The following is a 24329-nucleotide window of genomic DNA, read 5'->3' as shown; positions in this document are numbered from 1 at the left end:
AGTTCGGGAAAAATGTTCAGCATGCGTGCGCGGCGGGGCCCGCGTCAGACGCGCTTGGGCAGCACCACAACCCGGCCGAAGAACTCGTCGATGCGGCGGACCACGTCGTTGAAGTCGTCCAGGTCGATCGGCTTGGTGACGTACGCGTTGGCCTGCAGCGTGTAGCTGCCAACGATGTCGGTGTCGGCGTTGGAGGTCGTCAGCACGACGATCGGGATGGTCCGCAGATCCTCGTCCTGCTTCACCGCGCCCAGCACCTGCCGACCGTCCATCCGCGGCATGTTCAGGTCGAGCAGGATCACGTCCGGGCGGCGGGCGTGCTCGTGCCGGCCCTCGGCGCGGAGAAACTCCATCGCCTCCTCGCCGTCGCTGACCACGTCGATGACCTTGTCGACGTCGGAATCCGCCAACGCCTCCTCGATCATCAGCACGTCGCCCGGGTCGTCGTCGACCACCAGGATGCGTACCGGCTGCGCGCTGTCTGCGCCCATCACTACCTGCTTCGGGTCGGCGGAACGGGACCGGACGGTCACCGCGCTGGCGGGGAAATGTAGCCCATCAGGAGGCACTGCGCGACGCGGGGTCGACCGCCTCCGGTTCGTACCGCAGCACGTCGGCCAGGCCGGTGACCCGCAGCACCCGCTCGACCCGGCCACTGGCGCCGGTGAGCCGCAGCCAACCGCCTTCGGCCGCCGCCCGGTTGTCGCCGCGGACGAACACGGCCATCCCGGTGGAGTCGCAGAACGTGAGGTCGGTGAGGTCGAGCAGCACCCGGGTCTCGCCAGCGGCGGAGAGCCGGTCGATCGCGGCACTCAGCTCGGGAGCGGTGCTCAGGTCCAGCTCGCCCGTGAGGCGCAGACAGGCAACACCGCCGTCGCGCTCGACGTGGCGGACGCTGAACGTCACCGTTCTCCCCCTCGCTCCACCCTGGGGTGGGACGTTTGCAGTGCGGCAAGTATACGCAGTGTCGGCTCGTCCGCCGACCGGCCCTGGTAGCCGGCGACGGGTCCGTCAGCGGTCGGCGGCGGGCAGCACGGCGCGCCCCAGGGCCAGCACACGCACCGCCCGGGGGAAGTCACGCAACGCGACGCCGTAGTGATCCAGAGGCTGGGCGACGGCGCCGGCGGGCACCCCACGGCTCAGCAGGATCTCCGACAGCCACTCCACGAACTCGGTGAACAACGAGGCGTCGTCGACGTAGACCGCCGCGGCCAGGAAATCCACTATGTGACCCAGGTCGCTCACCGTCGCGTCCAACTGGGTGGGGCTGTAGGCCCGTGTCGCCGGCACCCGCTCCCGCAGGTCGGCCAACGCGCTGTCGATCAGCTCGCCACGGCGCCGCACCAGGCTGGCGTACTCGTCGTCGGCCAGGTGGGCCAGCCGCGCCGGCGGCACCCCGCGCAGCGCCCGCTCGTCGGCGATCAGCTCGGCCGCCGCGGGCGCGTTCGGCGCCCAGGCCACACCGAGTCGGCGCGCCCACCGACCGTCCGCACCGAACCCACGCCCACCGACCACCACCGGCACGTCGGAACGACGGCAGGCCTCGATCATCCGGTGGGCGTACGGCAGCCGCATCGGCAACGCGCACGCCAACGCGACCGCGTGGGCGTCGTAGCGGTGCAGGTACGACACGAGGTGCGCTGCCGGGACACTGGCGCCCAGGAAGGTCACCTGCCAGCCACGCAGCCGCAGCACCTCGGCCACCAGCCGGGGCGGCAGCGCGTGCCACTCGCCGTCCATGCAGGCGACCACCACCCGCCCGCCGGTCGGGCGCGGGTTGGCATGCGCGGCGACCGCCGCCACCACCTGCTCGCTGATGTGCGTGGCGGCGTGCTCCTGGGCGACGCTCCACTCGTTGCGCGCCCAGCGCTCGCCCACCTCGGACTGCGCGGGCGCGACCAGGTCGAGCAGCACCCGCTCCGCCGGCACGCCCGCGTCGAGGAGGCCGATCGCCATGTCGATCGCTGCGTACTCGTCGGCGTCGGCCAGGCAGTCCAGATAGCCGGCGTACGCCTCGGTCGGATCGGCGGCCGTCGTGGCAGCGGTCACGCGTCGGTCTCCCTCTGTCGGTCGGCGCCGGCCTGCGCGGGCACCGAGTGCAGGTGCCGCGACCCGCGACCACCCGGACCGGTCGCCCGCAGCGCCAGCACCGCGATGTCGTCGTGGTCGCCGTGCGCCAACCAGTCGCAGGTGACCTGCTCGACCCGCTCGGCCAGGGCCGGCGCGGGCATCCGTTGGCAGCGGGTCACGGCGGCGACCAGTCGTTCCGTGCCGAACTGCTCGTCGCCGCGGCGGCCACCCCGGGCCTCGGTCACCCCGTCGCTGTAGAGCAGGCAGGTCTCCCCCGGCGCGAGCCGTACGGTCACCTCACCGACGCGGGGGTCGGGCACCACACCGATCAGCATGCCGCTCAGCGGCACCGACTCCACCTCACCGGTGTTGCGCAGCACCAGCGGCGGCATGTGCCCACCGCCGGCCATGGTGAGGGTCAGGCCGCCGTCGCGCTGTGGGCGGGCCACGCCGAGCACCATCGTGGCGAAGCGGCCCTGGCCGTGCGCCTGGGTGGTTTCCAGCAGCGCGTCGTTGAGCAGCCGCAGCAACCGCCCGGGGTGCGACTCCAACCGGTGCAACGCCTGTAGGCACTGACGCAACTGGCCGGTGAAGACGGCCGCTTCGACGCCCTTGCCCGACACGTCGCCGAGGAAGAACACCGAGCCCCCGTCGGCGAGCCGGTGCGAGCCGTAGAAGTCGCCGCCGATGCGCAGCCCCGCCTGGGCGGGCCGGTACGCGGTGCCCCACTGCACCCCAGCGGCCTCGGCCGGCTCGACCGGCAGCAGGCTGGCCTGGAGGGTGTCGGCCACCTCCGCCTGGTCGCGGTAGAGCAGGGCGGTGGTCAGCGCCGCGCCGGCACGGGCCGCGAACGCGCGAGCCAGCTCGACGTCGGCCTCGTCGTACCAGCGGGTGGAGCGGCGGGCCACCAGCAGCACGCCGACGGGCGCGTCGCGGCCGGGCAACGGAACGACCCGGGCAGCGCTGTCGGTGCCGGCGAGCCCGGGCAGCCAGCCGGCGTCGACCGCCTGCTCGACCAACCAGTCGACCGCGTGCGGCTCGACCCCGGTCAGCCCGTCGGCGATGGCGGTCGGCAGGTCCCCGCCGGCCAGCACGCCGCTGTCCACCGTCGGGGCCTCGTCGTCGGAGCGCGAGGCCCGCCACCAGCGGGCACGACCGCCACGGGGGGCGAGCACGAGCACGGCCACCTCGGCCAGGGTCGGCACGGCGAGGCGGACGACCGCGGCAGCGGCCCGGTCGGGGTGCAGTGGGTTGCCGAGCTTGTCACCGACCACGGCCAGGAACGCCGAGCGGGCCCGCTCGGCGAGCAGCGCGTCGGCGCGGCTGACGCTGTCGGTGACGTCCTCGACGTACCAGCAGCAGCGGGCACCGGAGAGGGGCACCTGGCGGGCGGTGAGCCGACGCCCGTGATGGGTGAAGCCACCGGCGTCGCCGTCGCTCAGCCCGGGCACACCCGCCGCGCTGAGCAGCTCGCCGGGCGTCACCTCGGGCAGCAGTCGTTCGGCCACCGGACTGACGTGTCGTACGACGCCGTCGGCGTCGCAGACGACAAGCCCCTCCCGGAAGTGCTCGACGACCTCGGACCAGTCGGGGGCGGCCGGATCCCGGTCGGGGGCGAGCGGCGGCAGCGCGGCGGTGGACCGGGGCGTGACGTCGGCGGACCACGCCGGGGACCGTGTCGTACTCGGCGTGGGAAGCCGTCCGTCGCCCGGGTCCCAGTCCCTGACGTCGGTAGCAGTCACCAGCTGAGCCTCACTCCTTGTCGTCCACCCGAACCCGTGCCGGAACCGGCGTCCACGGTCAAAAGTCTTCCGACCACCCTACGCCGGCACGCGGAAAGCGGCACCTCAGAGCCGTAGCCGGGCGTCGCCACCACGGCCTGAACGGTGCCGGACGGTCGATTTGGACGCGCGGATGTCGCCCCCGGCTTTGCGTTCTTCCGCAGGGCTGCGAACATGGTGGGATGTCCGATCAGCTGCTGACCATCGAGACGACCCGGCTCGACGCCGGGCACGTCCTCCTTCAGCTGACGGGCGAGCTCGATTACGACACCGCGCCCGAGCTGACCGCCGTGGTGGCCGACCTCAGTGGCGACGACGAGGTGCTGATCGACCTGACCCGCGTGAGTCTCTGCGACTCCTCCGGGCTCAGCGCGCTGCTGGTGGTGCAGCGGATCGCCCGGGCGATCCGGTTGACCGGGGTCAGCCCGCAGTTGCAGCGGATGCTCGACCGCACCGGCCTGACCGAGTTGCTGGCCGTCGAGCACGCCGACGACCTGCGCGCCACCGGCTGATCTCCGGCCACCCCGGGACGGGGTGGCCCCCGACCCTGGGACCTGGGGTCGGGGGCCGGAGGAATGTCTAGGGTGCCGTCACCGGCTGGAGCCGGGGACCGCTCTCGCGCAGCTCGCCGGTCGAGGGCGGTTCGACGTCCTCGGGCTGTCCCGAATCGGGCGTCTGATACAGGTAGCGGACGAACTGCCCACCCGCCTCGTTGTCGTCCGCGCCGGGCCACTGACCGATGCAGTCCATGCCGACCACCTCGCGGCCCGTCCCGTCGGCCTCCTCCAGCAGCGCCCACAGGCTCACCGGGTAACACCTGGTGAGATCGGGCGTGAGTTGCCAGCGCGCGTACCAGCCCGGTCGAGCGGGGACGATCTCGACGATCTGCTTCATGACGACCTTCCTTCCGCGTACCTCGGAAGAACTCCGGTCCTGAGCTGATCGTGCGGGCCGAGCGGGTGAGCACCCCTCACCCCGGCCGGATGAAGCGTGGAGAAGGCCGGTCCGACCCGGCCGGCGGCCTCCGTTTCCTTCTCGGGGACGGCGGGAACGCGACCGGAGCAGCCACGATCCCCAGCGGAAGGGATGCCAGCATGCGCAAGCAGATGGAAGGCGACAACCAGAGGCGCCGGGCACTGGCCCGGCAGGCCCGGGAACAGAATCGCCAGCCCAGCGAGATCGGCGCCAGCCTGAGCGCCACCAAGCAGCTCAAGAGCCTCGATTCGGGCAAGCGGGCCGGCCCACCGGCCGCCGGGCTGCACAAACCGGACAGCACGCGTGGCGGGCCGGCACCGCCGCCACTCGGCACGGCCGACAACCCGAGGCCACAGCCGTCCCCGCCCAGCGGCGCGGCCGGCGTGAGCACCATGGGCTACCACGACCTCGTCGACGAGGTCCGGCGTCGGGCCGGGGTCGACTTCAAGACGGCCAAGGTGGGCACCGAGGCGACAGTGCTGGTCCTCGCGTTCGCGCTGGAGGCGGCCGAGCGGCAGCGGCTGCTCGCGGCCGTGCCCGCGTCCCTGCACGACGTGCTGCCGGTCGACGGCATCGAGCGGCACCAGGACCTGCCCGGCTTCCTGGCCGAGGTGGGCCGGATCAGCGGCAACACCCCGGAGCAGGCCCGCTACCAGGCCGAGGCGACGATCGCCGCGCTCGCCGAGCAGGACGGCGACCTGGTCGAGTCGTTGCACGTACCCGACGGTCTGCGTGACCTACTGAACCCACCGGAGGCCGGTGGTGGCCTCGTGGGCGCCTCCACCACCACGCCCACCCTGGACGCGGACGAGATCAGTGCGGCACTGGACGACCTGCCGTACTGGGCCGGCGACAGCCAGGGCCTCTACCGGGTGGTCGCGCTGCCACCGGACAACCTGGACCGGGTGCTCGCCCGGCTCGACCGGCTGCGCCAGGACAACGGCCGCGGCCCGAGCATCGGACGCCCCGGCGGCACCGCCGCCGTGTTGACCGTACGGACCAGTCAGGCCGACGGGGTGACCGCGCTCGACGTGGACCTCGCACACCAGATCGACGACGCGATCGACGAGGTGGGGGCCGGGATGGCCGGCGGCTGACCGGCAGTCCTGACCCGGGCGGGCCGGCGGACGGGGGGTCATCCCCGCTCCGCCGGCCCGTCGGCCGTGCCGGGCCACCGGCGTCGTGGACCGTGGGCTCGGCTAGCGTGCCGGTCATGAACCGCGCCGCCGACCGGCTGGAGCTGGTCGCCGACCCGGTCCGCCGGACCGGGCGGACACTGCTGTCCGCAGGGGTCGAGCAGTCGTACGTGGATGTCTCCGATCCCCTGCACCTGCACTTCGAGTACGTCCGACGGATCGCCTCGGCGGTGGAGGTGGCGGCCCCGGCCGGCGTCCCGTTGAGCGTTCTGCACCTGGGTGGCGGCGCGTTGACGCTGCCCCGATGGTTGGCCGCCACCCGGCCCGGCTCCCCGCAACGGGTCGTCGAGCGGGACCCCGCCGTGGTGGAGCTGGTCGCCCGGGAGTTGCCGCCGCTGCCGCCGCAGGTGCGGGTGGACGTCGCCGACGCCCGGGACGCGCTCACCGCCACCCCGGCCGGTTCCTACGACCTGGTGATCGCCGACATCTACCGGGCGGCCCAGATGCCCCGGCACGTGCGCACCGTCGAGTTCGCCGCCGAGGTGGCCCGCACCCTGCGCCCGGACGGGACATACCTGGTCAACGTCACGGACCTGCCGCCACTGGTCGGCACCCGGGCGCAGGTGGCCGCGTTGCGGGCGGTCTTCGCCGACGTGTGCATCCTCGGTGACCGGCGGATGCTGCGCGGCCGGCGGTACGGAAACCTGGTGCTGGCCGCGACGTCGCGCCCCGGCGGCCTGCCGGTCGGGCGGCTGGCGGTGGCGGCCCTGCGTGACCCGGTGCCCGGCGGTCTGCTGCACGCCGCCGCGCTCGACACCTTCGTCGCCGGCGCCCACCCCGTCACCGACGACGACCGCTGAGCACCTACGCCCTGTCGGCTCGCGTCTGGACCAGAACACACCGTCGCGCCCGCAGTGCCGGGTTTCCGACGGCGAGCGCGGGGAAGGCGCGGCGGATGAGCAACGCCGACGATCGGGTGACCGCCCGCCACACCCTGATCGTGATCGGTCTGGTCCTGGCGACCGCGTTCGCGCTGGCGTTCGTGTACGCGACCCGCCGGGTGCTGGTCTGGGTCGTGGTCGCCGCGTTCTTCGCCGTGGCGCTCAAGCCCCTCGTGGACCGGCTGCAACGGCGTCTCGTCCGGCGTCGGGCCCTGGCCACGCTGCTGGTGTTCCTCGCTGCTTTCGTGCTGGTGGCGCTCCTGGGCGCGCTCATCCTGGTGCCGTTGTCCAGGGAGCTGGGCCGGTTCGCCGACCGGGCGCCCGAGCTGCTGCACGACGCCCGCGCCGGCCGGGGTCCGCTGGGGCAGCTGCTGGAGCGCACCGGCGCGCGCCGGTACGTCAGCGAACACTCCGACCAGCTCCGCGACCTGGGCACCCGACTGCGTCAACCCGCGGTGGGCGTGCTGCGCGGCGTCGTCGAGACGGTCGCCGGGCTGGTCACGGTCGTCGTGTTGGCGTACCTCATGGTGTTGGAGGCGCCGCGGATCACCCGCGGCCTGCTCGCGGCGGCCGGGGACGGTCAGGGCGACCGGCTGCGCCGGGTCGGCCGGGAGGTGTCGCGCACCGTCACCGGTTACCTCACCGGCAACCTGCTGATCAGCGTGATCTGCGGGCTGTTGACCTACGTGGTGCTGGCCCTCACCGGGGTGCCGTTCGCGGCCGTGATCGCCCTGTTGGTGGCGGTGACCGACCTGATACCGCTGGTTGGTGCGACGTTGGGCGCGGTGATCGCGGCCGGGGCCGGCTTCCTGCACTCCCCCACGGCCGGGATCGTCGTGCTCGTCTTCTTCGTGGTCTACCAGCAGGTCGAGAACCACCTGCTCCAACCGCTCATCCTGTCCCGGGCGGTCCGGCTCAACCCGCTGACCGTGCTGGTCAGCGTGCTGCTCGCCGCGGAGCTGGCCGGCCTGCTCGGCGCGCTGCTGGCCATCCCCGCCGCCGGCATCGTGCAGACGCTGCTGCGCGAGTACGGGCCACGCCGACTCCGGCCCGCCCCACCGGCCGGTCCGGAAACGCGGTCACGCCGACCGGCCGGTCCCGCCCCGCAGGGCTGACCGGCCGGGTGGTGCGTGCTTCAGCGGGCCCGCGTCGCGACCTCGGGTGAGGTGCTCTCCAACGGCACCGCGTTGGCCGGCACCAACCCCAGCTGGACCGCCGACCGGGTCAGCGCGGCGTCCAGCGCCCAGTCGGCGGTGACCCGCGTGCGGTTTCCCGGCATCGCCATCAGGTGGTACGCCCGGGTGACCGCCTTGGCCGGCAACCCGGCCAGGTTGACCTGCAACGGGTTCGCCGCAGCGTCCTTGCCACCCAGGTCGACGACCCAGCCCAGGTCGTGGTGCTTGTACGGCTTGCGCTTGCCGAAACCGTAGGACGCGGCGATGTTGTACGCCGCGCGCTTGCCCTGCCGCTGCGCGTGCTGGGCGGTCATCCCGCAGACCTTGCCCGGGTTGACCAGGTCGGGCACCGCGGCGGCGTCGCCGCAGGCGTACACCTCCGGATAGCCGGGCACGTTGAGGAACTCGTCGGTGACCAGTCGACCCCGGTCGGTCCGCAGACCCAACTCGTTGACGAACGGGTCGGGGCGCACCCCCACACACCACACCAGCGTGCAGGTCGGCACGTACTCGCCGTCGGTGAGCTTCACCCCGTCGCAGGTCGCCTCGGCCACCGAGGTGCCCATCCGCACGTCCACCCCACGCCGGTTGAGCACCTTGTGCGAGGTGTCCGACATCCGCTTGTCCAGCTCCGGCAGCACCCGCGACGCGACGTCGAGCAGCATCCAGCGGGGGCGGAGGGTGAGCCGGGGCCGCTGGGCGTGCAGCGCGTCGGTGAACAGCTGCCCGTGCGCGGCCACCTCGGTGCCGGTGTAGCCCGCGCCGACCACCACGAACGTGGAGCGGGCCCGCTGCTCGGCCGGGTCCTCGGCCTGCTCGGCCAGCTCGATCTGACGAACGATGTGGTCGTGCAGGTAGACGGCCTCCGGCAGACCGCGGAAGCCGTGCGCGTACTCGGTGACCCCCGGGATGGGCAGCAGCTTGTTGACGCTGCCCACGGCGAGCACCAACCGGTCGTACGCCAGCCGGTTCTTCTCCCCCTCGGCCTGGGTGAAGCCGACCCAGCGGTTCTGCAGGTCGACGTGGTCCGCCTCGCCGATCACCACGCGTACGCCCTTGAGTGTCCCGGTCAGCGGCACCGCGATCCGCTTGGGCTCGACCACCCCGGCAGCCACCTCGGGCAGCAACGGCAGGTAGAGGAAGTAGTCGGTGGAGTTCAGCAGCACGATCTCGGCCCGATCCCGGGCGATCCGGCTCAACGTCTTCGCCGCGTGGTAACCGGCGAACCCGGCCCCCACGATCACCACACGAGGTTTCGTCATTGCGGGCCGTTTCCCGTCGAAGCCCTCGACAAACGTCCGACGCGACGCTGCGCCCCTCCGCCGGTGGCACCCGCCGCCGGGCCGGCCCCAAGATCCGGGCAACATCAGGGATCCTGCTGTCTCAGCAGCTCGTGAGGCAGCACTTTCCCCGATCTTGCGCGGATCTTGGGCCGGCGCAGCCGCGCCGACGGTCAGGCGGGGGTTGGCGCGGTGATCGCCCAGCGCTCGTGGTCGCGCCAGGCGCCGTCGATGAACAGGTAGTCCGGGGAGAACCCCTCCAGCCGGAAGCCGAGCTTGCGGGCCACCCGCCGGGACGGCTCGTTGCCCGGCTGGATGTTCGCCTCCAGCCGGTGCAACCCGACCGTGGTGAACGCGTGGTCGATCACCAGGGCGACGCCCGCCGACGCGTGCCCGGTCCCGCTGTACGGCCGGAACGCCGCGTACCCCAGGAACCCGCCGCGCAGTGCGCCCAGCACGATCCCGCTGATGTTCACGTAGCCGGCGATCTCGCCACTGGCCCGGTCGCAGATCAGGTAGCCGGCGCTGTCCCGGCGGCGGATTCGGCGCAGGTAGCTGTCGTACTCCTCGGGACTGCCAGGCGCGACCAACCACGGGTGGTGCAGGTCGTGGCTGCGCCGCACGGCGGCGATGAACTCGTCGGAGTCGGTGGGCCGGGGCCGCCGGATCGCGGCGGGACCACCGGTACGCAGGTACCTCACGGCGGACCACTCTGACCGACCGACGCCGCCGTTGTCCAACCGGTTACCGGCCGTCGCCCCGGTCACCGAGGCGTGGCGTCGGTGGTGCTCGATGGCCGGGTGCGGCAACTACATCAAGATGAAGCGGGCGTACGCCGTCCGTGCGCCGCTGGTCTAGAGGAGCGCTGGTTCCCACCACGTCCCGTTGGCGGCGGCCTGGGCCACGGGTTCGATGATTTCCCATCCCTCGGCGATCAGCCCGTCGGCGACCCGCAGGACGTCGACGACCACGATCTCCGGTCCCGCGTCGGGTAGCCGGCGTCGCGAGTGCACCACGACGTGATCGGTGTCGGCCAGCAGGTGAAGGATCTCGACCTGCATGCCGGCGGTCGGGCCGAGCGCGGCCTGGACAGCGGCGAGCCATTCCACCTTGGTCGAGGTGGTCGAATCCGACCGGTGGTGCAGGAAGTCGTCGCTGAGGAACGAGGCGAGGGTGTCCACGTCGCCCGTCTCGATCAGCCCCGCCAGCGCCCGTTGGACGATGCCCTTGTTTCTCAGTGGTCATGGGGCCCAGTGTTTCCACGGCCGCGGGGATTGTCGATGAAATCGCACTTCATGGCGTACGGCGCGACGATGAGTACGCTCCTGCTCGTGTACACGGTCGGGGCACTCCTGCGGCAGTGGCGGCAGCGCCGCGGGCTCAGCCAGCTCGACCTGGCGATCGCCGCGGACGTCTCGGCTCGTCACGTCAGCCTGGTCGAGACCGGGAGGTCCACACCGAGCGCGGACATGATCCTGCGGCTCGCCGACCAGCTCCACGTCCCGCTGCGGGATCGCAATCGGCTGCTGCTCGCCGCCGGCTTCGCACCCCGGTACGCCGAGCGTCCGCTCGACGACACCGCTCTGTCGGCTGCCCTCGACGCGGTCCGCCGGGTGCTCCAGGCGCACGAGCCGTATCCGGCGCTGGCGTTCGACCGCCGGTGGAACATCGTGCTGACCAACCGCGCGGTGGACCCGTTCTTCGCGCGCGTCGCGCCCGATCTGCTGCGACCACCGGTGAACCTGGTGCGGCTGGGCCTGGACCCGCGCGGGCTCGCTTCCCTGGTCGTCAACCTGGCAGACGTACGGGCGGTGTTCCGCAGCCGGATCTCGCGCCAGCTCGCCATCGCCCCCGACGCGGAGCTCACCGCGCTCTATGAAGAACTGCTGCACCAGGTGCCCGAGGACACGGTGGGCCAACGGGTCGACGCCGACGTGGTGATCCCGATGATTCTCCGGATCGACGGACGGGAGCTGCGCCTGTTTTCCACCATCACCACGTTCGGCACCCCGATGGACGTCACGATCGACGAGATCGCCATCGAGTCCTACTACCCGGCAGACGCGCAGAGCGCCGCCTACTTCACGCGGTAGACCCCGACTGTCCGGACGTGAGCAGGCAGAACGCGGTGCCGTCGGGATCGGCCATCAGCACTCGGCCCGTGTCGCTCCGGCCCTCGTTCAGGAGCGTCGCCCCGAGCGAGAGCAGCCGGTCGACCTCGGCCTGCTGGTCGCCGTCGGCAGGCGGGGCCACGTCGAAGTGCAGTCGGTCCCTGCCGCCGTTGGGCGCCATCGGCGGCCCACCCCAGGTGATCTTCGTGCCGCCGAGGGGCGACTGGATCGCGGTCTCCTCGTCCTGGTCCCAGACCAGCGGCCATCCCAGCGCCTCGCTCCAGAAATATCCGACCGCCTGCGAACCGTCGCAGGCGAGCGCGCCCATGAACCCGCAGCCGGCGAGGAAGTTGTTACCCGGCTCGATCACGCAGAACTCGTTGCCCTCGGGGTCGGCGAGCACCACGTGCCTCTCCTCCGGGAGCTGACCGACGTCGGTGTGCCGTCCGCCGAGCTCCAACGCCCTGGCCACCGTCCGCTGCTGCTCCTCCAGGGAGCCGCTGGTCAGATCGAGGTGCATCCGGTTCTGCACGGTCTTCGGCTGCTGGTGCGGCACGAAGCGGAGTCGAAGCTCGGTGTCAGCGTGAGGCAGGACCAGGACGCCGTCCCGTGGGTCATCCACCATCTCCCGACCCAGGAGCCCGGCCCAGAACCTCCCGAGACGGACGGGGTCGGCTGCGTCGTAGCTGATCGCGAACAGGTGGGACGTCATCGCTTCGCTCATCTCCGATCCGGCCGCACGCCGTGCGGACCGTGAGGCGGCAAGCCTAGGGAGGAAGCCGGGCCGCCCGCACCCGAGTATTCGGCCGGCCGCGCGGCGCTGTGATCCACTGGCCCGATGAGCCCATCCCCCTCAGTCCTGCCGGCCGACGTCGAGGTGCGACTCGGTCGGGAGCGGAACGTCTGGCTGTGTACGGTGCGGCGCGACGGCTCCCCCCACCTGACGCCGGTCTGGTTCGTCCACATCGCCGGGACCTGGTGGATCGGCACCGACGGCCGCAGCGTCAAGGTCCGCAACGTCCTGGCCGACCCACGGGTGTCCCTGGCCCTTGAGGGGGGCGACGCCCCGGTCGTGGCCGAGGGCGCCGCGCGCGTGCACCGCGACGGGTTCCCGAGCACGGTCGTCGAGGCGTTCGCGAGCAAGTACGACGGTTGGGACGTCAGCCGACAGGTCGGCCCGGGCAGCGAGCGAGTGCTGCTGGAGATCCCCGTCCGGCGGTGGCTGCTCGCCGGAGCGGCACGGTAGGAAGTGCCATTCGTCGCCGCCGGCCGAGAATGAGGACGCCCGCCGCTCTGCCACGCCGACCCGCGCTCGGGGACACGGTCAAGATCTGCGCAACTTCAGCGATGTTGCTGCCTCGCGTGCTTTGCAGGCAGCAACATCGCTGAAGTTGTGCGTATCGTGCGCCACGGCAGGGCCGCCGGCGGTGTGGAACCCCATCGGCCGGCGCTCATCCGGCCATTCTGCCTCCGCCGGGCAAAGCTGACCGGGGTCGGTCAGAGGGGCCCGGGGAAGGGCTGCTCCATCGGCATCGGCACCTGGAGGAACGTGGTGCCGCGCATGTCCAGCCAGGCCCGGTCGGGCCCGCGGACCAGCCGCAGCATCACCTGCTCACAGGACGGGCAGCGGGCGACGAGGCCCGGGGCGTGCGAGTAGACGTGCAGGCTGGCCATCGAGCCGGTCATCCCGCAGCTTTCGCAGCGGCCCGTCGCGCTGCTCAGGTCCACGGTGAACAGCTCGCGCATCGGGCCGTCGAGCATGTTGCCGTCCAGGTACGACATCTCGGTCATCGGATCTCCTCGACGTTGCGGGGGCGAGCGGTCAGCCGGTGGGACCGAAACGTTCGGTCTTGACCTGCCGTGACGGGTGGCCGAGCCCCACCAGCAGATCGGCCACGGTTTCCACGAACGCGGTCGGGCCGCAGACGTAGGTGAGCGGTTGCAGGTCCGGTGGCCAGCCGTGCGTGTTGACGTCGGCCAGCCCGATGCGGTGCGGTTCGCCGCGCCAACCCTCGGGTGCCTCCCGGGTGTAGACGTACGCGATGTCCAGGCCGAAGTCGTCGCGGACCCGGCGGCGCAGCTCGTCGGCGTAGATCACGTCCCCGGGGGTGCGCACCGAGTAGATCAGCCGGAACGGCGCCTTGTTGCCAGCCGCCCGGCGGGCCCGGATCATCGCCATCAACGGCACGATGCCCGAGCCACCGGCGACGAGCTGCACCGGCGCGGTCTCCTCCGGCCGCCAGATGAACCAACCACCGAGCGGTCCGCGGACCTCCACCGGGTCGCCGTCGGAAAAGACATCGATGAGGTACGGGGACACCTCGCCGTCGTGCACACGTTGGACGGTCACCTCGACGCGCGGCCCGCCCGGCCCGTTCACGACGGGCCCGGCGATGGAGTACGACCGGGCCGCCTGGTAGCCGTCCGGGGCGGTCAGTCGCAGGTCGACGTGCTGCCCGGGCAGGTGCCCCGGCCAGTCCGGGACCTCCAGCACCAGGGTCTGCGCGGTCGGGGTTTCCACCCGGCGCTCCACCAGCCGGCCCACCTGCCACCGGTTGGCCGTCCGTGGTCTGCTCGTGGCCACGGCGCGCTCAGTCACCCTGGTACCGCTGTTCGCGCCACGGGTCGCCGTAGTCGTGGTAGCCGGCGGTCTCCCAGAACCCCGGCTCGTCCATCGTCTTGAGCCGGATGCCGCGCACCCACTTCGCGGACTTCCAGAAGTACAGGTGCGGCACCAGCAACCGCGCCGGCCCACCGTGCTCGGCGGGCAGCGGCGCGCCGTCGAAGGTGTGCACCACCCAGGCACGGCCGCCGCGCAGGTCGTCCAGCGGCAGGTTGGTGGTGTACCCGCCGTAGGAGTGCGCGAGCGCGAAGTGCGCAGCCGTGTCCACGTCGGCGAGGAGCGTGTCCAGGGAGACGCCCTGCCAGTTGGTGCCGAGCTTGGACCAGCGGGTGACGCAGTGGATGTCCACCATCGGCGTCTCCTGTGGCAGGGCCATCAACTCCTGCCACGACCACCGGTGTTCGCTGCCGTTCTCGGCGGCGATGACGAACTCCCAGGTGTCCAGGGAGACCCGGGGCGTCGGGCCGGCCGAGAGTACCGGGAAGTCCTCGGTCAGGTACTGACCGGGTGGCAGGGCCGGCTCCTGCGTTCGGGGCCGACCCTGAAAGCCCGGTGACACGATTCCCATTGCACAGTCGTACCACCCGCGCCGGCCGGGGCGGGAGCTTTCCCGCGTACCTCCTCGTCGCCCCGGCGGGGCGCGGTCAGTGCCGCTCCGTGACCACCTGGCGCTCCTCTGGCACGTCGCCGCCGCGGGTGGCACGCAGGCTGGTCAGGGTGACCACCACCAGCACACCGATGATCACGCCGAGCGAGGCCAGGGTGGGGATCTCCGGCACGCTGTCCCAGATGCCGTGCGCCCAGTGCAGACCCAGCTTGAGGCCGATGAACGCCAGGATGACGGCCAGGCCGTAGCTGAGGTGCACCAGCCGGCTCAGCGCCGCGTGCAGGACGAAGTAGAGCGCCCGCAGGCCGAGCAGGGCGAACGCGTTGGTGGCGAAGACCAGGTACGGGTCCTCGGTGATGCCGTAGACCGCCGGCACCGAGTCGACAGCGAACACGATGTCGGTGGCCAGCACCGCGACCACCACCAGGGCGAACGGGGTGAGTGCCCGCTTCGCGCCCTGCCGGACGGTCATCCTGGTGCCGTGGTATTCGTCGACCACCGGCATGACCCTGCGCAGCAGCTTCACCGAGCGCATCTTGTTGATGTCGACTTCCTGCTGATGCCCGGACATGGCGTCGCGCAGCAGCTTCACCGCCGTGGCGAGGAGGATGATCGCGAAGAGCAGGAAGGCGAAGTCGAGGGTCTGCAGCGCCGCCGCGCCGAGGGCGATGAAGACGGCCCGCAGCACCAGCGCGCCGGCGATGCCGTAGAGCAGCACCCGCTGGGCGAGCACCGCCGGCACCGCGAACGCGGCCAGCAGCAGCATGAAGACGAACAGATTGTCGACCGAGAGCGACTTCTCCACCAGGTAACCGGTGAGGTATTCCACGCCCTGCTGGGAGCCGTAACGCGACCAGATCCAGGCGCCGAACGCCAGCGGCAGCGCGATGTAGAACGCCGACCAGCCGATGGCCTCCCGCATCGACACCTCGTGCGGGCGACGCGTGACCAGGAAGTCAAGCACCAGCAGCAGGAGAACGCCGATGATGGTGACCGCCCACAGCGTGGGCGTGCCCACCGACGACAGGTCACTGGCGGCAGACAGATATGACACTTCGCTCATGTGGGGTCTCCTCGAACACCGTCATGTTCGAGGTCTCCTTCACCCACCACCTGATGGGCAACCACCCGAGGCGCGCCGGGCGCGCCGTACTGACCGGAATGGTTCGTGGGAAGTACTCCCCTCGCCACGACAAGGTTAGGCCAGGCTGAATCGCCATGCCAAGCGGGACATCGATGGTTGCCCTGGTAAACCGCTGTGCGTGCCCGGGACGACCGCTGTGCGTCGTGCCCGTCAGCCACGACGCAGCGTCGCCCCGGGAGCCATCGCCTGCTCGACCAGACCCCGGTAGTCACGCGGCAGCTGAGTCGCCACGTCGTCGAACTCACCACCGGTGATCGCCTCACGCAGGGTGGTGAAGACCGCCCGGCTGGCGTCCCGGGCCGCCGACTCCTCCACCCCGGCGCGCAACGCGACCCGGGCGACGAACTCGGCAGCACCGAACCGGTCGGCCTGCTCGGTGCTCGGGCTCGGCTTGAGCACCAGTTGCAACGGCTGGGGCAGCTGGGCGGCCAGATCCAGGTTCTCACCGCCGGTCAACCGCTCCGCAAACGTCTCCAGCACGGCCCGGGTCAACTCGACCGCCCGCTCGGAGGACGTCGCGGTGCGCTGGGAAACCTGGTCGATGAAGGTGTCGTAGTTCATCGCGTACTCCCTTGGCTCGCGTCGGCGCCTGCGGGTACCCGCGACGGCCCGGCGGAAACGGCGCCTGTTTCCTGCGCCGGGTGGGCGTGACCGGCCGGCGGGCGGGTAACCGCCGCCGGTCGTCACCACATCGATGCCCGAGGGAGCCCATGCCATGGCGAGCTACGCCGACGTCCTGCAGTACCTGTCGAGCCTGGACTACCCGGCCGAGAAGAACGACGTGGTCCGCGAGGCCGAACGGGAAGGCGCCCCGCCGGACGTGCTGAAGGCGCTGCGCGCCCTCCCGCCGGTGGACTACGCCAACGGGACCGAGGTTGCCCGGTCGGCCGGGATCGAGGCCGCGCCCGAGGTGAGCCCCGCCCAGCGGGCCGAGCAGGCCCGGGACAAGAAGCACAACCGGGTCTCGCAGCATCTGCGCGGCATCTGACCCGGCGGTGGCGCCCACCACCCCGACCCGGGAGCGTCCCGGATGACCCAGACCGGCCCCGACCGCCCAGCGGACGTACGTTTCCCGGCTGCTGCGAAGCAGCTGGCCGTGGTGGCAGTGGTCGGCGTCATCGCCGGCGGCGTCTTCACGCTGATGCTGCCAGTGCCGCTCGCCGCGCTGGCCGGCTGGGACGTGGGCGCACTGAGCTGGCTCGTGCTGGTCTGGCACAAAATCTGGCCGATGGACGCCGAGCGCACCGCCGAACTGGCCGTACACGAGGACCCGAACCGGGCGATCCGGGACGCGCTGCTGCTCGTCGCCTGCCTGGCCAGCCTGCTGGCCGTGGGGTTGGTCGTTGCCAGCGCGCAGAGCGCGCCACCCGGCATGGCCCGGGAACTGCACAGCGGCCTGGGCGTCCTGAGTGTGGTGCTCTCCTGGTTCGTGGTGCACACCGTCTTCGCCGCCCGTTACGCCCGGATCTACTACACCGGCCCGGACGGCGGGGTGAACTTCAACCAGCACGACCCGCCGCGCTACTCCGACTTCGCGTACGTGGCGTTCACCATCGGGGCGACGTTCCAGGTCTCCGACACCAACCTGACCAGCAACGAGATGCGTCGTACGGTGCTGCGGCACTCGATGGTGTCGTACCTGTTCGGCGCGTTCATCATCGCCGTGACCGTGAACCTGCTGGCGGGCCTGGCACGCTGAGGCTGGGCCGTTGGAATGGCTCTGTCGGCTGGCTGGGCGGCCTGGCGACCCCGGGGACGTCACGGGGTGGGGGCTCGCCTGAATCGCCGGGACAGGCGGGCGCCCCTGGTCACGAACCGCGACCTAGGGCGCCACGCAAACCTGCCCAGGCGGTGAGCCGCTTCCGAACCGGTCGCGGTCACCAGGCGGTGGATGCCCGCTCGAACCGAGCGGCCAGCACTGCCGGGTCTAACCATACGACAGAACATCCTCCGTTTGGTCAGAATTTGGCGAAGTGTGGGCCAGGGCACGTCACGGCCTGCCGGTGACCTCCGCGTACCGGTGCTCAAGGTCGACCCGCGCCAGCGCCCCCACCAACCAGGCCAGTTGCTCCGACTCGCCGCTGGCCAGACCGGCCAGGTCATTCGCCGACCTGCCCAGCCCGAGACGACGGGCGGCGGCCAACGCCCGCCGGTCCGCGACCGGGGCCACCTCCCGCCACAGTGCCTGCGCCTCACGCAGAAACAGGTCGACGACCTGATCGTCCACGCCGGGAAGCTCGGCGAGGAGCGCCCGCTCCCGGACCGGATCGTGGTGCGCCACCGCCCGCAACCGGCGCAGATCGCCCCGGTACCGCTCGACCACAGTGCGGCCCAGGTCACCGAGCGCGCTGGCCAACGCGTCCACGTCACCGCGCTGACCGCTGGCGCGCAGCACCCGCACCCGGTCCTCGTGCAACGACCGGGCCAGCCTCGCGGCGCTGTCCCACCCCTCGTCACGCAACGCCCGGGCCCCGTCCAACGCCCGGCGGAAGTCACCCCGACGGGCCAGCAGCACCGCAAGATAGAGCACCTGGAACAGGCTCGCCGGGTTGTTGGTCACCCGAAAGCCGTACTGCTCGGCGAAGCCCCGCCCGCTGCCGGCGAGCCGGCGCGCCAGGCGCTTCCGGTCCTCGACCGGGGTGATCAGAGTGGTCGGCATGTCGACGACTACCCGCGCGACAGTGGGTCACACGGGCCGCGATGTGCTGGCGCCCGTGCAGGCCTCGGGCCTGCGTGTGGCCCTGGCGTGGGCGCCCCGGCGTAGGGGTCAGCCGTGCAGGCCGCCGGTGCGGTCGCGGGCCTTGAGACGGGTCGTGGGCAGGGCGGGCGCCGGCAGCGGAGGCGCCGAGTCGTCGGCCACCACCCCGAATCGTCGGTCCCCCGCCATCCAGTCCTCCCGTGCGGCGGCGATCTCCTCGTGGGAGCGGCCCACGAAGTTCCACCACATCACCAGCGGCTCCTCGAACGGCGTACCGCCCAGCAGCAACAACCGAGCCCCGGCCCCACCACGCACCGTCAGCTCGCGGCGGCTCGAGCCCAGATAGAGCAACGCCCCCGGCTCGAACCCGACCCCGGCGGCCTCCGCCGACCCGGACATCGCCAGCAACGCGTACTCGAAATCGGGCCGCAGCGACAGCGTCGTCGGCGCCCCGCCACCCAGCTCGACCTGCACACCCACCAGCGGGGTGTGCACCACCGCCGGCGACCGATGCCCGCCGAACTCGCCGACCAGCAGGGTGCAGTCCAGATCGCCGTCGCGCCAGCGCGGCAGGTCCGCGTGGTGCGCGAAGTCCGCTGCCCCGGCCCGCGCGGGGTCCGGCAGAGCCACCCAGAGCTGCACGCCGTGCATCACCGGCGGGTGGACGGCCGGCGACCGCTCCGAGTGGGCGATCCCGTTACCGGAAGTCATCACGTTGAGCTGACCGGGCCGGATCGGCTGCACGTTGCCGAGGCTGTCCCGGTGCAGGATCTCCCCTTCCAGCAACCAGGTCACCGTCTGCAGACCGGTGTGCGGGTGCGGCGGCACCTCCATGCCAGGCCGCTGCTCCACATCGTCCGGGCCGAAATGGTCGACGAAACACCACGCGCCAACCATCCGGCGGGGACGCTGCGGCAGCAGTCGCCGCACCGTGGTGTACCGACCCAACGGCACGTCGTGGCCGGGCAGCAGCACGCTGCCGGGATCAACGTCGGCCACACCAGGTGGTCGGGTCTGCGCCAGCATCGATTCAGTACGCTCCACCGCCCGACTGTACGCTCACGCCCGCCCACGACCGCGGCGCTTCCAGCAGGGCGGGTGGGGGTCGCTGTCCTCAGCCGTTGCTGGGCTTACCGGTTGGCGGACACGGTCACGGTGTTGGCGCCCGCGACCAGATCCAGGAACAACCGCGCGGCCGAGCGGTCCCAGCCCGGCGTACTCAACACCGCACCCGCCGCCACCCCATCCCAGCGGTCATCGCGTACCACAACCGAGCCGGCGCCAGCTCCCACGCGGACCCGCACCGGCGTCTCCCCGGCGGCCCGGATGTCGAGCTGGCTGGTCCCACCGATGAGTCGTACGGTCATGATGCTCGGGTCGCTCGCGTTGCCGGTGTTGGTGGCGGTGATCGGTGGCAGCAGGATCTCGGTGCGCGACGACCCGCCGGCGAGTTCCACTCCCAGCAGCCGGGCTCGGGTCAGCTCCAGCACCTGACTGCTCACCCCGCCGACGAGCTGAAGACGCCAGGCGACCCGCTCGTTGAGCGCCACCCGCAGGCTGCGCGTCGCGGAAGCCCCTGACTTCACGACCTCAAGCCGGACGGTCTCGCCGACCACAGTCGGTCGACCCAGCACACCCGAACCTGCCGGGCTGCTGATCCGGTACAGGTCATCCCCCAGATCAGCCACCCCCAGCTCGAACGAGGACAGCCCGTCCGCGAGCACGAAGGTGCCCTTCTGGCGGCCCGCCAGCGGCGCGGTCAGCAACTCCCCGCCAGCCGCACCCGGTCGGCCGTCAGCCGAGTCCGGGTCGGCACCTCCGGGACGGCCGGCGTCACCGGGCCAGGTGCCGTCCGGTCGGGCGCCGTCCGGTCGCGTGCCGTCTGCTCGGGTGCCGTCGGGTGCGCCGGAGTAGGTCATGCCGAGGCGGTCAGGGTCGGCGACGATCACAGCCACGGCGGCCGCGCCAAGGACAAGCACGACGGCTGCGGCAGCCACCAACAGGCGAACCCCGGTGGACCAGCGCCCTGGTGTGGCGTCGCCGGCAGGTTCCGGCGGTGACTGCGGTTCGCGATCCGTGCCGTACCCCACCGCGGCCATACCTCTGCCCCTCCGCCGGTCCCCGTCGGGAGGTACGTACCCGTCCGCCGATCGGATCACTCCGCGCCGATCACGGCACTCCGGCGGGTCGCCAACGCGAGATCTTGGACAGTTTCCGTTAGCGGCTAACGGAAAGTGTCCAAGGTCTGCCGGGCCTGGTTGTCGTTGTTCTTGTGGTTGTGCGGGATATGCCGCTGGCCGGCACCCGGGTTGGGGGTGCCGGCCAGCTGTGCCGTTGTGTGTGTTGGTGGGTCAGCTGTTCCAGTGCTGGGCGACGAGGTCGGTGGCCTGCTGCTCCCACTGGGCGTAGGCGTCGGGGTAGGCGGAGACCTGGACGGTCTGCGCGGCGTCGGTCAGCGCCATGTCCTGCCAGCCGTCGACCTGGCGGAGGCCCTTGAGGAACGCGGTCGTGGAGTAGGCGGGGTCGGTGATCTGCTCCGGCGTGCCCCAACCCGAGCTCGGGCGCTGCTGGAACAGGCCCAGCGAGTCATGGTCATTGGCGTCGCCGAGGTGGCCCAGGTTCTCCAGCTTGGATTCCTGCAGGCTCGTGGCGATGGAGATCACCGCGGCGCGCTCGGGCAGGCCGGCCTTCTTCGTCGCGGCGATGATCGCCTTGACGTTCGCGGTCTGCTCGTCGTTGAGGGTGATGTGGGACTGCTCGCCCTGCGGCTTCGGGGCGGTCGACTGCACCGCCACCGCGACCGGCTTGACGTCGACGGGGTTGGCAGCGTGGGCGGCGATCGGGCCGGCGAAGACACCACCGGCGAACGCGAGACCAGCAACAGACAACATGCTCTTACGGAAGATCGTGTTCATGGGGGTAGCTCCTTCGGGGGTAGGAACACCCACACACCGCTCGGGGGAGACGGTGGCGCAGGGTGTGAGCACCTCGTCCGGCGCTGCATCAAACAAGTCTTAGGAGATCGGCACCGTCAAGCCGGGGGCTTGCGGGGGCCGGGTCGGCGGCCTGCGAGCGGGGCTCGGGCGCCGGGTCCATGTGTAACGACCGGGGGTCCGGGGTCATTCCGGGGGCCGGGTCATTCCGTGGCACCCGATGGGGCGGGGTGCTGGGGAGGCTTCAACGATGCGGCCCGGGTCGGCATTCCAACCCCGCTACCAGCTGTTCCGACCCCGGTGGGCGGGGCGGTGAGCCGGTGGTCCTGCGATCGTCAGAGTGTGTAACCACCCCGCCCCGGCCATCATTCCGACCCACCGGTGCACCCGGTCACAGGCCAAAGGCCCCCGAAGGCCCCCGAACCTCGCGCCTTGACCATTGGCGCACCCGACACAAATACCTATAACGGACAGGCGCCCCTACGCATCGAACATGACTGGACCCCAGGGTCCACCCGATTGACCTTGATCCACTCGGCTTTCTGAATATCGGGGCATCCGGGACGGCATGACACCCCGACTTCGTGAAAGCCGAGTCGATCACCAACTCATCGGACGGATCAGCGCGTGGCAATCCAGGCAAATACGGCAGAGTCGTGCGAGCCGACCGGCCGGGCCAAGGCTGATCAGGACTACGAAAGCCAGCCGGACAGGATCGGGAAGGCCGGCTGGGTCAGATCGCGACGGCTTGCACGAACGAGTGCCACTCAGCCCGAGAGGCGGGAGCGCACCTTCGCGGCGCAGGCGTCCAGGACCGTCTGCGCGTCCAGCCCCAGGCTCTCGATGGCCACCAACGCCGTGAAGGCGACGTCGGCCAACTCTGCCGCGACATCGTCGCGCGTGTGGGTGACACCTTTGCGCGGATTCTGCCCGAGCAGACCGATCCAGGCGGCCGACGCCTCCCCCGCCTCCTCGGTCAGCTTGAGGATGCGGCAGGTCAGTTCGGTTTGCCCGGCCCCGTTCGCCGCGTCCAACCAGCTACGCGACGCGCGGGCCGCCTCCCAGATCGACTCGTCCACGGCGACCAGTCAACCCGACCGACTCCCCGACCCGCGCGACCGGGTACGGCGAACGACAGACGCCTGACCAAAGAAGGGATCGCCGCCCGGAACACGAGGGCGGACGCCGACAGGAGCGCCGCCCAGGCACGACGAGGCGGAACACGAGGGCGGACGCCGACGAGGGCGCCGGCACGGGGAGCGCCCCGGGCTGATCGGCCGGACAGTCGTGCTTGACCGGCCGATCAGCGTAGCCATTGACACTGTTCGACGGCCGTCCTAGGTTCAGGACGCTACCGGCCGGTAGGCAACCGTCCCGCCTGGTCGCCCCCGGGCGACGTCCGCCCGATGGGGAGCATCGATGCTGTCCACACCCGTTCGTACCCTTCGCCGGCTACTCGCCGCCACCGCGACGCTGACCCTCGCGGTCGGGCTGGCCGGCGCCGCGCCGGCCAGCGCCACCGGTCGCGACCCGAAAGGCGGCGAGCCGCTACCCGGGTACACCATCGAGAATCCGCCGCTGGCTCCGCTGGTCGTGGGCGGCAAGCCGACGACGGTACGTCAGGGCGTGCACCGCCACGCCGGGTACATCATCGAGGTCCCCGCCCGGTGGAACGGTGACCTGGTTCTGTGGGCGCACGGCTACCGGGGCCAGGGCACGGTGCTGTCGCCGGAGCAGCCGGGCTTCGGGCTGCGCCAGCGACTGCTGGAGCAGGGGTACGCGTGGGCGTCGTCGTCGTACGACAGCAACGGCTTCAACATCCGGTCGGGGGTGCTGGGCACCAAGGATCTCGCCGACCACTTCGGGCGGACGGTCCGCCGGCCGCAGCACACCTACATCGCCGGGGTGTCCATGGGCGGATACGTCATCGGGCGCTCGCTGGAGCAGTATCCCGGCTACTACGACGGGGCGCTGCCGATGTGCGGGGTGCTCGGCGATCAGACGCTGCTGGACTTCTACCTGGACTACAACCTGGTCGCGCAGGCGCTCGCCGAGGTGCCGGCCTATCCCACCCCGGCCGACTACCTGACCAACGCGGTGCCCCGCATCCAGGTGGCACTCGGTCTGGCCGGGTTGACTCCCACCGGGCCGGACACCACCACCGAGCGGGGCAGGCAACTGCGGGCGATCACGGTGAACCGTTCGGGCGGGCCGCGTCCGGGAGCCGACGCCGCGTTCGCGGTGTGGAAGGACTTCCTCTTCTCGATCAGCGTGCCCACCGGCAGCGGCAACTCCCCCGCCCAGCGGCCCGGTCAGCTGTCCACCAACCTGCTCACCCGGTACGCCCCGAACAGCCCGGTGAACGTCAACGCCACAGTGCAGCGGGTCGCCCCGGAGAACGTCGTGCAGCGGCTTCTGCCGACGCTGACCGAGGTGCCGCGAATCGCTGGTCGGCCCACCGCGCCGGTGCTCAGCCTGCACGGCCTCGGTGACATGTTCGTCCCGTTCAGCATGGAGCAGGCGTACGCCAGTGACGTGGCACGCAACGGTCGCAGCAAGCTGGTGGTCCAGCGGGCCATCCGGGCCACGCAGCACTGCGAGTTCAGCCCGGCGGAGGCCGGCGCCGCCTGGGACGACCTGACGTCCTGGGTACGCACCGGCAAGCGCCCGGCCGGCGACACCGTGACCGACCCGGCGGTGGTGGCCCGGCCGGACTACGGCTGCCGGTTCAGCGACCGGGACGCGTACGCCGCGGGCGTCGGCACCCGGCGCCTCTACGCAGCCTGCTGAGCAGTCGACCAGCACGAAAACAGCACGACACAAGCCAGCACGACACCGAGCAGCACAACCGAGCA

The 24329-nt window shown here is 71.5% G+C and carries 29 protein-coding genes; 10 read left to right on the top strand and 19 right to left on the bottom strand.

Annotated features, from left to right (window positions below; all coding sequences use genetic code 11):
* Window positions 1-44: 44 nt before the first annotated feature.
* The 4 genes from AC3CF1_RS01480 to AC3CF1_RS01465 form a co-directional block, all read right to left on the bottom strand.
* Entirely contained in the window at window positions 45-491 is a 447-nt protein-coding gene (locus AC3CF1_RS01480; RefSeq protein WP_088951715.1) for a response regulator, read from the bottom strand.
* A 67-nt stretch (window positions 492-558) separates the two neighbouring features.
* Window positions 559-906: an STAS domain-containing protein gene (locus AC3CF1_RS01475; protein ID WP_088947956.1), complete on the bottom strand. Its 348-nt coding sequence runs from the start codon at window positions 904-906 to the stop codon at window positions 559-561.
* A gap of 105 nt (window positions 907-1011) precedes the next feature.
* Complete coding sequence (locus AC3CF1_RS01470; RefSeq protein ID WP_354981504.1) at window positions 1012-2049, bottom strand: cobalamin B12-binding domain-containing protein; 1038 nt, start codon at window positions 2047-2049, stop codon at window positions 1012-1014.
* Window positions 2046-3812 (bottom strand): PP2C family protein-serine/threonine phosphatase, encoded by a 1767-nt coding sequence (locus AC3CF1_RS01465; protein ID WP_488449348.1) that lies wholly within the window; start codon window positions 3810-3812, stop codon window positions 2046-2048. The genes AC3CF1_RS01470 and AC3CF1_RS01465 overlap by 4 nt, the downstream gene beginning before the upstream one ends.
* Window positions 3813-4033: 221 nt before the next feature.
* Here AC3CF1_RS01465 and AC3CF1_RS01460 point away from each other — a divergent pair, with 221 nt between their 5' ends.
* On the top strand, window positions 4034-4363 hold the full coding sequence (locus tag AC3CF1_RS01460) for an STAS domain-containing protein (RefSeq protein ID WP_488449347.1): 330 nt from the start codon (window positions 4034-4036) through the stop codon (window positions 4361-4363).
* 67 nt (window positions 4364-4430) lie between these two features.
* Here AC3CF1_RS01460 and AC3CF1_RS01455 read toward each other — a convergent pair whose 3' ends face one another.
* A complete protein-coding gene (locus AC3CF1_RS01455) occupies window positions 4431-4745 on the bottom strand; it encodes a hypothetical protein (protein WP_099852997.1) in 315 nt (104 codons plus the stop codon).
* 200 nt (window positions 4746-4945) lie between these two features.
* Here AC3CF1_RS01455 and AC3CF1_RS01450 point away from each other — a divergent pair, with 200 nt between their 5' ends.
* From AC3CF1_RS01450 to AC3CF1_RS01440, 3 genes are all read left to right on the top strand, one after another.
* Window positions 4946-5923: a DUF2267 domain-containing protein gene (locus AC3CF1_RS01450; protein ID WP_088947951.1), complete on the top strand. Its 978-nt coding sequence runs from the start codon at window positions 4946-4948 to the stop codon at window positions 5921-5923.
* 116 nt (window positions 5924-6039) lie between these two features.
* Window positions 6040-6822, top strand: a complete 783-nt coding sequence (locus AC3CF1_RS01445; protein ID WP_488449346.1) for a spermidine synthase — start codon at window positions 6040-6042, stop codon at window positions 6820-6822.
* 95 nt (window positions 6823-6917) lie between these two features.
* Window positions 6918-8018, top strand: a complete 1101-nt coding sequence (locus AC3CF1_RS01440; RefSeq protein ID WP_488449345.1) for an AI-2E family transporter — start codon at window positions 6918-6920, stop codon at window positions 8016-8018.
* Window positions 8019-8038: 20 nt separating this feature from the next.
* Here the strand turns inward: AC3CF1_RS01440 and AC3CF1_RS01435 are convergent, their stop codons facing one another.
* Both AC3CF1_RS01435 and AC3CF1_RS01430 read right to left on the bottom strand, forming a co-directional pair.
* A complete protein-coding gene (locus AC3CF1_RS01435; RefSeq protein ID WP_141909214.1) occupies window positions 8039-9340 on the bottom strand; it encodes an NAD(P)/FAD-dependent oxidoreductase in 1302 nt (433 codons plus the stop codon).
* Window positions 9341-9531: 191 nt separating this feature from the next.
* The gene (locus AC3CF1_RS01430; RefSeq protein WP_307871423.1) at window positions 9532-10059 is read right to left on the bottom strand and encodes a GNAT family N-acetyltransferase; all 528 of its coding nucleotides are present in this window, start codon (window positions 10057-10059) and stop codon (window positions 9532-9534) included.
* Between the two features lie 31 nt (window positions 10060-10090).
* On the opposite strand from AC3CF1_RS01430, the gene AC3CF1_RS01425 reads away from it, so the two are divergent.
* Window positions 10091-10216, top strand: a complete 126-nt coding sequence (locus AC3CF1_RS01425) for a CGNR zinc finger domain-containing protein (RefSeq protein ID WP_354981512.1) — start codon at window positions 10091-10093, stop codon at window positions 10214-10216.
* On the opposite strand, the gene AC3CF1_RS01420 is transcribed toward AC3CF1_RS01425, so the two are convergent.
* Complete coding sequence (locus AC3CF1_RS01420) at window positions 10213-10539, bottom strand: nuclear transport factor 2 family protein (RefSeq protein ID WP_488449344.1); 327 nt, start codon at window positions 10537-10539, stop codon at window positions 10213-10215. The two genes, AC3CF1_RS01425 and AC3CF1_RS01420, sit on opposite strands and share 4 nt — an antisense overlap.
* Before the next feature lie 99 nt (window positions 10540-10638).
* Here AC3CF1_RS01420 and AC3CF1_RS01415 point away from each other — a divergent pair, with 99 nt between their 5' ends.
* Window positions 10639-11451, top strand: a complete 813-nt coding sequence (locus tag AC3CF1_RS01415) for a helix-turn-helix domain-containing protein (RefSeq protein WP_488449343.1) — start codon at window positions 10639-10641, stop codon at window positions 11449-11451.
* On the opposite strand, the gene AC3CF1_RS01410 is transcribed toward AC3CF1_RS01415, so the two are convergent.
* Window positions 11441-12193 carry a VOC family protein gene (locus AC3CF1_RS01410; protein ID WP_488449342.1) on the bottom strand — a complete coding sequence of 251 codons (753 nt, stop codon included), beginning with the start codon at window positions 12191-12193 and terminating at the stop codon, window positions 11441-11443. The genes AC3CF1_RS01415 and AC3CF1_RS01410 overlap by 11 nt on opposite strands.
* 114 nt (window positions 12194-12307) lie before the next feature.
* Here AC3CF1_RS01410 and AC3CF1_RS01405 point away from each other — a divergent pair, with 114 nt between their 5' ends.
* Complete coding sequence (locus AC3CF1_RS01405; protein ID WP_488449341.1) at window positions 12308-12715, top strand: pyridoxamine 5'-phosphate oxidase family protein; 408 nt, start codon at window positions 12308-12310, stop codon at window positions 12713-12715.
* 251 nt (window positions 12716-12966) lie between these two features.
* Here AC3CF1_RS01405 and AC3CF1_RS01400 read toward each other — a convergent pair whose 3' ends face one another.
* The 5 genes from AC3CF1_RS01400 to AC3CF1_RS01380 form a co-directional block, all read right to left on the bottom strand.
* The gene (locus AC3CF1_RS01400) at window positions 12967-13260 is read right to left on the bottom strand and encodes a DUF6510 family protein (RefSeq protein WP_088947944.1); all 294 of its coding nucleotides are present in this window, start codon (window positions 13258-13260) and stop codon (window positions 12967-12969) included.
* Between the two features lie 31 nt (window positions 13261-13291).
* Window positions 13292-14053, bottom strand: a complete 762-nt coding sequence (locus AC3CF1_RS01395; RefSeq protein WP_488452026.1) for a ferredoxin reductase — start codon at window positions 14051-14053, stop codon at window positions 13292-13294.
* A gap of 7 nt (window positions 14054-14060) precedes the next feature.
* Window positions 14061-14660 carry a sulfite oxidase-like oxidoreductase gene (locus AC3CF1_RS01390; protein WP_088947943.1) on the bottom strand — a complete coding sequence of 200 codons (600 nt, stop codon included), beginning with the start codon at window positions 14658-14660 and terminating at the stop codon, window positions 14061-14063.
* A gap of 76 nt (window positions 14661-14736) precedes the next feature.
* On the bottom strand, window positions 14737-15762 hold the full coding sequence (locus tag AC3CF1_RS01385; protein WP_355162110.1) for a TerC/Alx family metal homeostasis membrane protein: 1026 nt from the start codon (window positions 15760-15762) through the stop codon (window positions 14737-14739).
* Window positions 15763-15993: 231 nt separating this feature from the next.
* A complete protein-coding gene (locus AC3CF1_RS01380) occupies window positions 15994-16404 on the bottom strand; it encodes a DUF2267 domain-containing protein (protein ID WP_088947941.1) in 411 nt (136 codons plus the stop codon).
* 154 nt (window positions 16405-16558) lie between these two features.
* Here AC3CF1_RS01380 and AC3CF1_RS01375 point away from each other — a divergent pair, with 154 nt between their 5' ends.
* Entirely contained in the window at window positions 16559-16831 is a 273-nt protein-coding gene (locus AC3CF1_RS01375; RefSeq protein ID WP_088947940.1) for a DUF2795 domain-containing protein, read from the top strand.
* Between the two features lie 42 nt (window positions 16832-16873).
* The gene (locus AC3CF1_RS01370; protein ID WP_088947939.1) at window positions 16874-17542 is read left to right on the top strand and encodes a DUF1345 domain-containing protein; all 669 of its coding nucleotides are present in this window, start codon (window positions 16874-16876) and stop codon (window positions 17540-17542) included.
* 291 nt (window positions 17543-17833) lie between these two features.
* On the opposite strand, the gene AC3CF1_RS01365 is transcribed toward AC3CF1_RS01370, so the two are convergent.
* The 5 genes from AC3CF1_RS01365 to AC3CF1_RS01345 all read right to left on the bottom strand — a co-directional run bounded on the left by AC3CF1_RS01365 (window position 17834) and on the right by AC3CF1_RS01345 (window position 22553).
* Complete coding sequence (locus tag AC3CF1_RS01365; RefSeq protein ID WP_088947938.1) at window positions 17834-18502, bottom strand: hypothetical protein; 669 nt, start codon at window positions 18500-18502, stop codon at window positions 17834-17836.
* Between the two features lie 108 nt (window positions 18503-18610).
* On the bottom strand, window positions 18611-19585 hold the full coding sequence (locus tag AC3CF1_RS01360; RefSeq protein WP_210925917.1) for a pirin family protein: 975 nt from the start codon (window positions 19583-19585) through the stop codon (window positions 18611-18613).
* A gap of 86 nt (window positions 19586-19671) precedes the next feature.
* The gene (locus AC3CF1_RS01355) at window positions 19672-20640 is read right to left on the bottom strand and encodes a hypothetical protein (protein WP_488449340.1); all 969 of its coding nucleotides are present in this window, start codon (window positions 20638-20640) and stop codon (window positions 19672-19674) included.
* A gap of 252 nt (window positions 20641-20892) precedes the next feature.
* The gene (locus AC3CF1_RS01350) at window positions 20893-21456 is read right to left on the bottom strand and encodes a hypothetical protein (protein WP_488449339.1); all 564 of its coding nucleotides are present in this window, start codon (window positions 21454-21456) and stop codon (window positions 20893-20895) included.
* Between the two features lie 785 nt (window positions 21457-22241).
* Complete coding sequence (locus AC3CF1_RS01345) at window positions 22242-22553, bottom strand: MazG-like family protein (RefSeq protein WP_141909202.1); 312 nt, start codon at window positions 22551-22553, stop codon at window positions 22242-22244.
* Window positions 22554-22893: 340 nt separating this feature from the next.
* Here AC3CF1_RS01345 and AC3CF1_RS01340 point away from each other — a divergent pair, with 340 nt between their 5' ends.
* On the top strand, window positions 22894-24264 hold the full coding sequence (locus tag AC3CF1_RS01340; protein WP_488449338.1) for an alpha/beta hydrolase: 1371 nt from the start codon (window positions 22894-22896) through the stop codon (window positions 24262-24264).
* Window positions 24265-24329 lie beyond the last annotated feature (65 nt).

It is taken from the genome of Micromonospora sp. MGP-C2 (assembly GCF_057766525.1).
Note: the sequence above shows the minus strand (reverse complement) of the source record. Positions and strands in the feature narration are given on the sequence as shown.

Excerpts from the sequence above, each read along its gene's own strand:
- AC3CF1_RS01400 (WP_088947944.1), bottom strand. The coding sequence starts at position 13,260 with ATGACCGAGATGTCGTACCTGGACGGCAACATGCTCGACGGCCCGATG.
- AC3CF1_RS01340 (WP_488449338.1), top strand. The coding sequence starts at position 22,894 with ATGCTGTCCACACCCGTTCGTACCCTTCGCCGGCTACTCGCCGCCACC.
- AC3CF1_RS01450 (WP_088947951.1), top strand. The coding sequence starts at position 4,946 with ATGCGCAAGCAGATGGAAGGCGACAACCAGAGGCGCCGGGCACTGGCC.
- AC3CF1_RS01445 (WP_488449346.1), top strand. The coding sequence starts at position 6,040 with ATGAACCGCGCCGCCGACCGGCTGGAGCTGGTCGCCGACCCGGTCCGC.
- AC3CF1_RS01380 (WP_088947941.1), bottom strand. The coding sequence starts at position 16,404 with ATGAACTACGACACCTTCATCGACCAGGTTTCCCAGCGCACCGCGACG.
- AC3CF1_RS01350 (WP_488449339.1), bottom strand. The coding sequence starts at position 21,456 with ATGAACACGATCTTCCGTAAGAGCATGTTGTCTGTTGCTGGTCTCGCG.
- AC3CF1_RS01405 (WP_488449341.1), top strand. The coding sequence starts at position 12,308 with ATGAGCCCATCCCCCTCAGTCCTGCCGGCCGACGTCGAGGTGCGACTC.
- AC3CF1_RS01385 (WP_355162110.1), bottom strand. The coding sequence starts at position 15,762 with ATGAGCGAAGTGTCATATCTGTCTGCCGCCAGTGACCTGTCGTCGGTG.
- AC3CF1_RS01460 (WP_488449347.1), top strand. The coding sequence starts at position 4,034 with ATGTCCGATCAGCTGCTGACCATCGAGACGACCCGGCTCGACGCCGGG.
- AC3CF1_RS01415 (WP_488449343.1), top strand. The coding sequence starts at position 10,639 with ATGAAATCGCACTTCATGGCGTACGGCGCGACGATGAGTACGCTCCTG.
- AC3CF1_RS01370 (WP_088947939.1), top strand. The coding sequence starts at position 16,874 with ATGACCCAGACCGGCCCCGACCGCCCAGCGGACGTACGTTTCCCGGCT.
- AC3CF1_RS01365 (WP_088947938.1), bottom strand. The coding sequence starts at position 18,502 with ATGCCGACCACTCTGATCACCCCGGTCGAGGACCGGAAGCGCCTGGCG.
- AC3CF1_RS01435 (WP_141909214.1), bottom strand. The coding sequence starts at position 9,340 with ATGACGAAACCTCGTGTGGTGATCGTGGGGGCCGGGTTCGCCGGTTAC.
- AC3CF1_RS01390 (WP_088947943.1), bottom strand. The coding sequence starts at position 14,660 with ATGGGAATCGTGTCACCGGGCTTTCAGGGTCGGCCCCGAACGCAGGAG.
- AC3CF1_RS01410 (WP_488449342.1), bottom strand. The coding sequence starts at position 12,193 with ATGAGCGAAGCGATGACGTCCCACCTGTTCGCGATCAGCTACGACGCA.
- AC3CF1_RS01480 (WP_088951715.1), bottom strand. The coding sequence starts at position 491 with ATGGGCGCAGACAGCGCGCAGCCGGTACGCATCCTGGTGGTCGACGAC.
- AC3CF1_RS01455 (WP_099852997.1), bottom strand. The coding sequence starts at position 4,745 with ATGAAGCAGATCGTCGAGATCGTCCCCGCTCGACCGGGCTGGTACGCG.
- AC3CF1_RS01440 (WP_488449345.1), top strand. The coding sequence starts at position 6,918 with ATGAGCAACGCCGACGATCGGGTGACCGCCCGCCACACCCTGATCGTG.
- AC3CF1_RS01375 (WP_088947940.1), top strand. The coding sequence starts at position 16,559 with ATGGCGAGCTACGCCGACGTCCTGCAGTACCTGTCGAGCCTGGACTAC.
- AC3CF1_RS01355 (WP_488449340.1), bottom strand. The coding sequence starts at position 20,640 with ATGGCCGCGGTGGGGTACGGCACGGATCGCGAACCGCAGTCACCGCCG.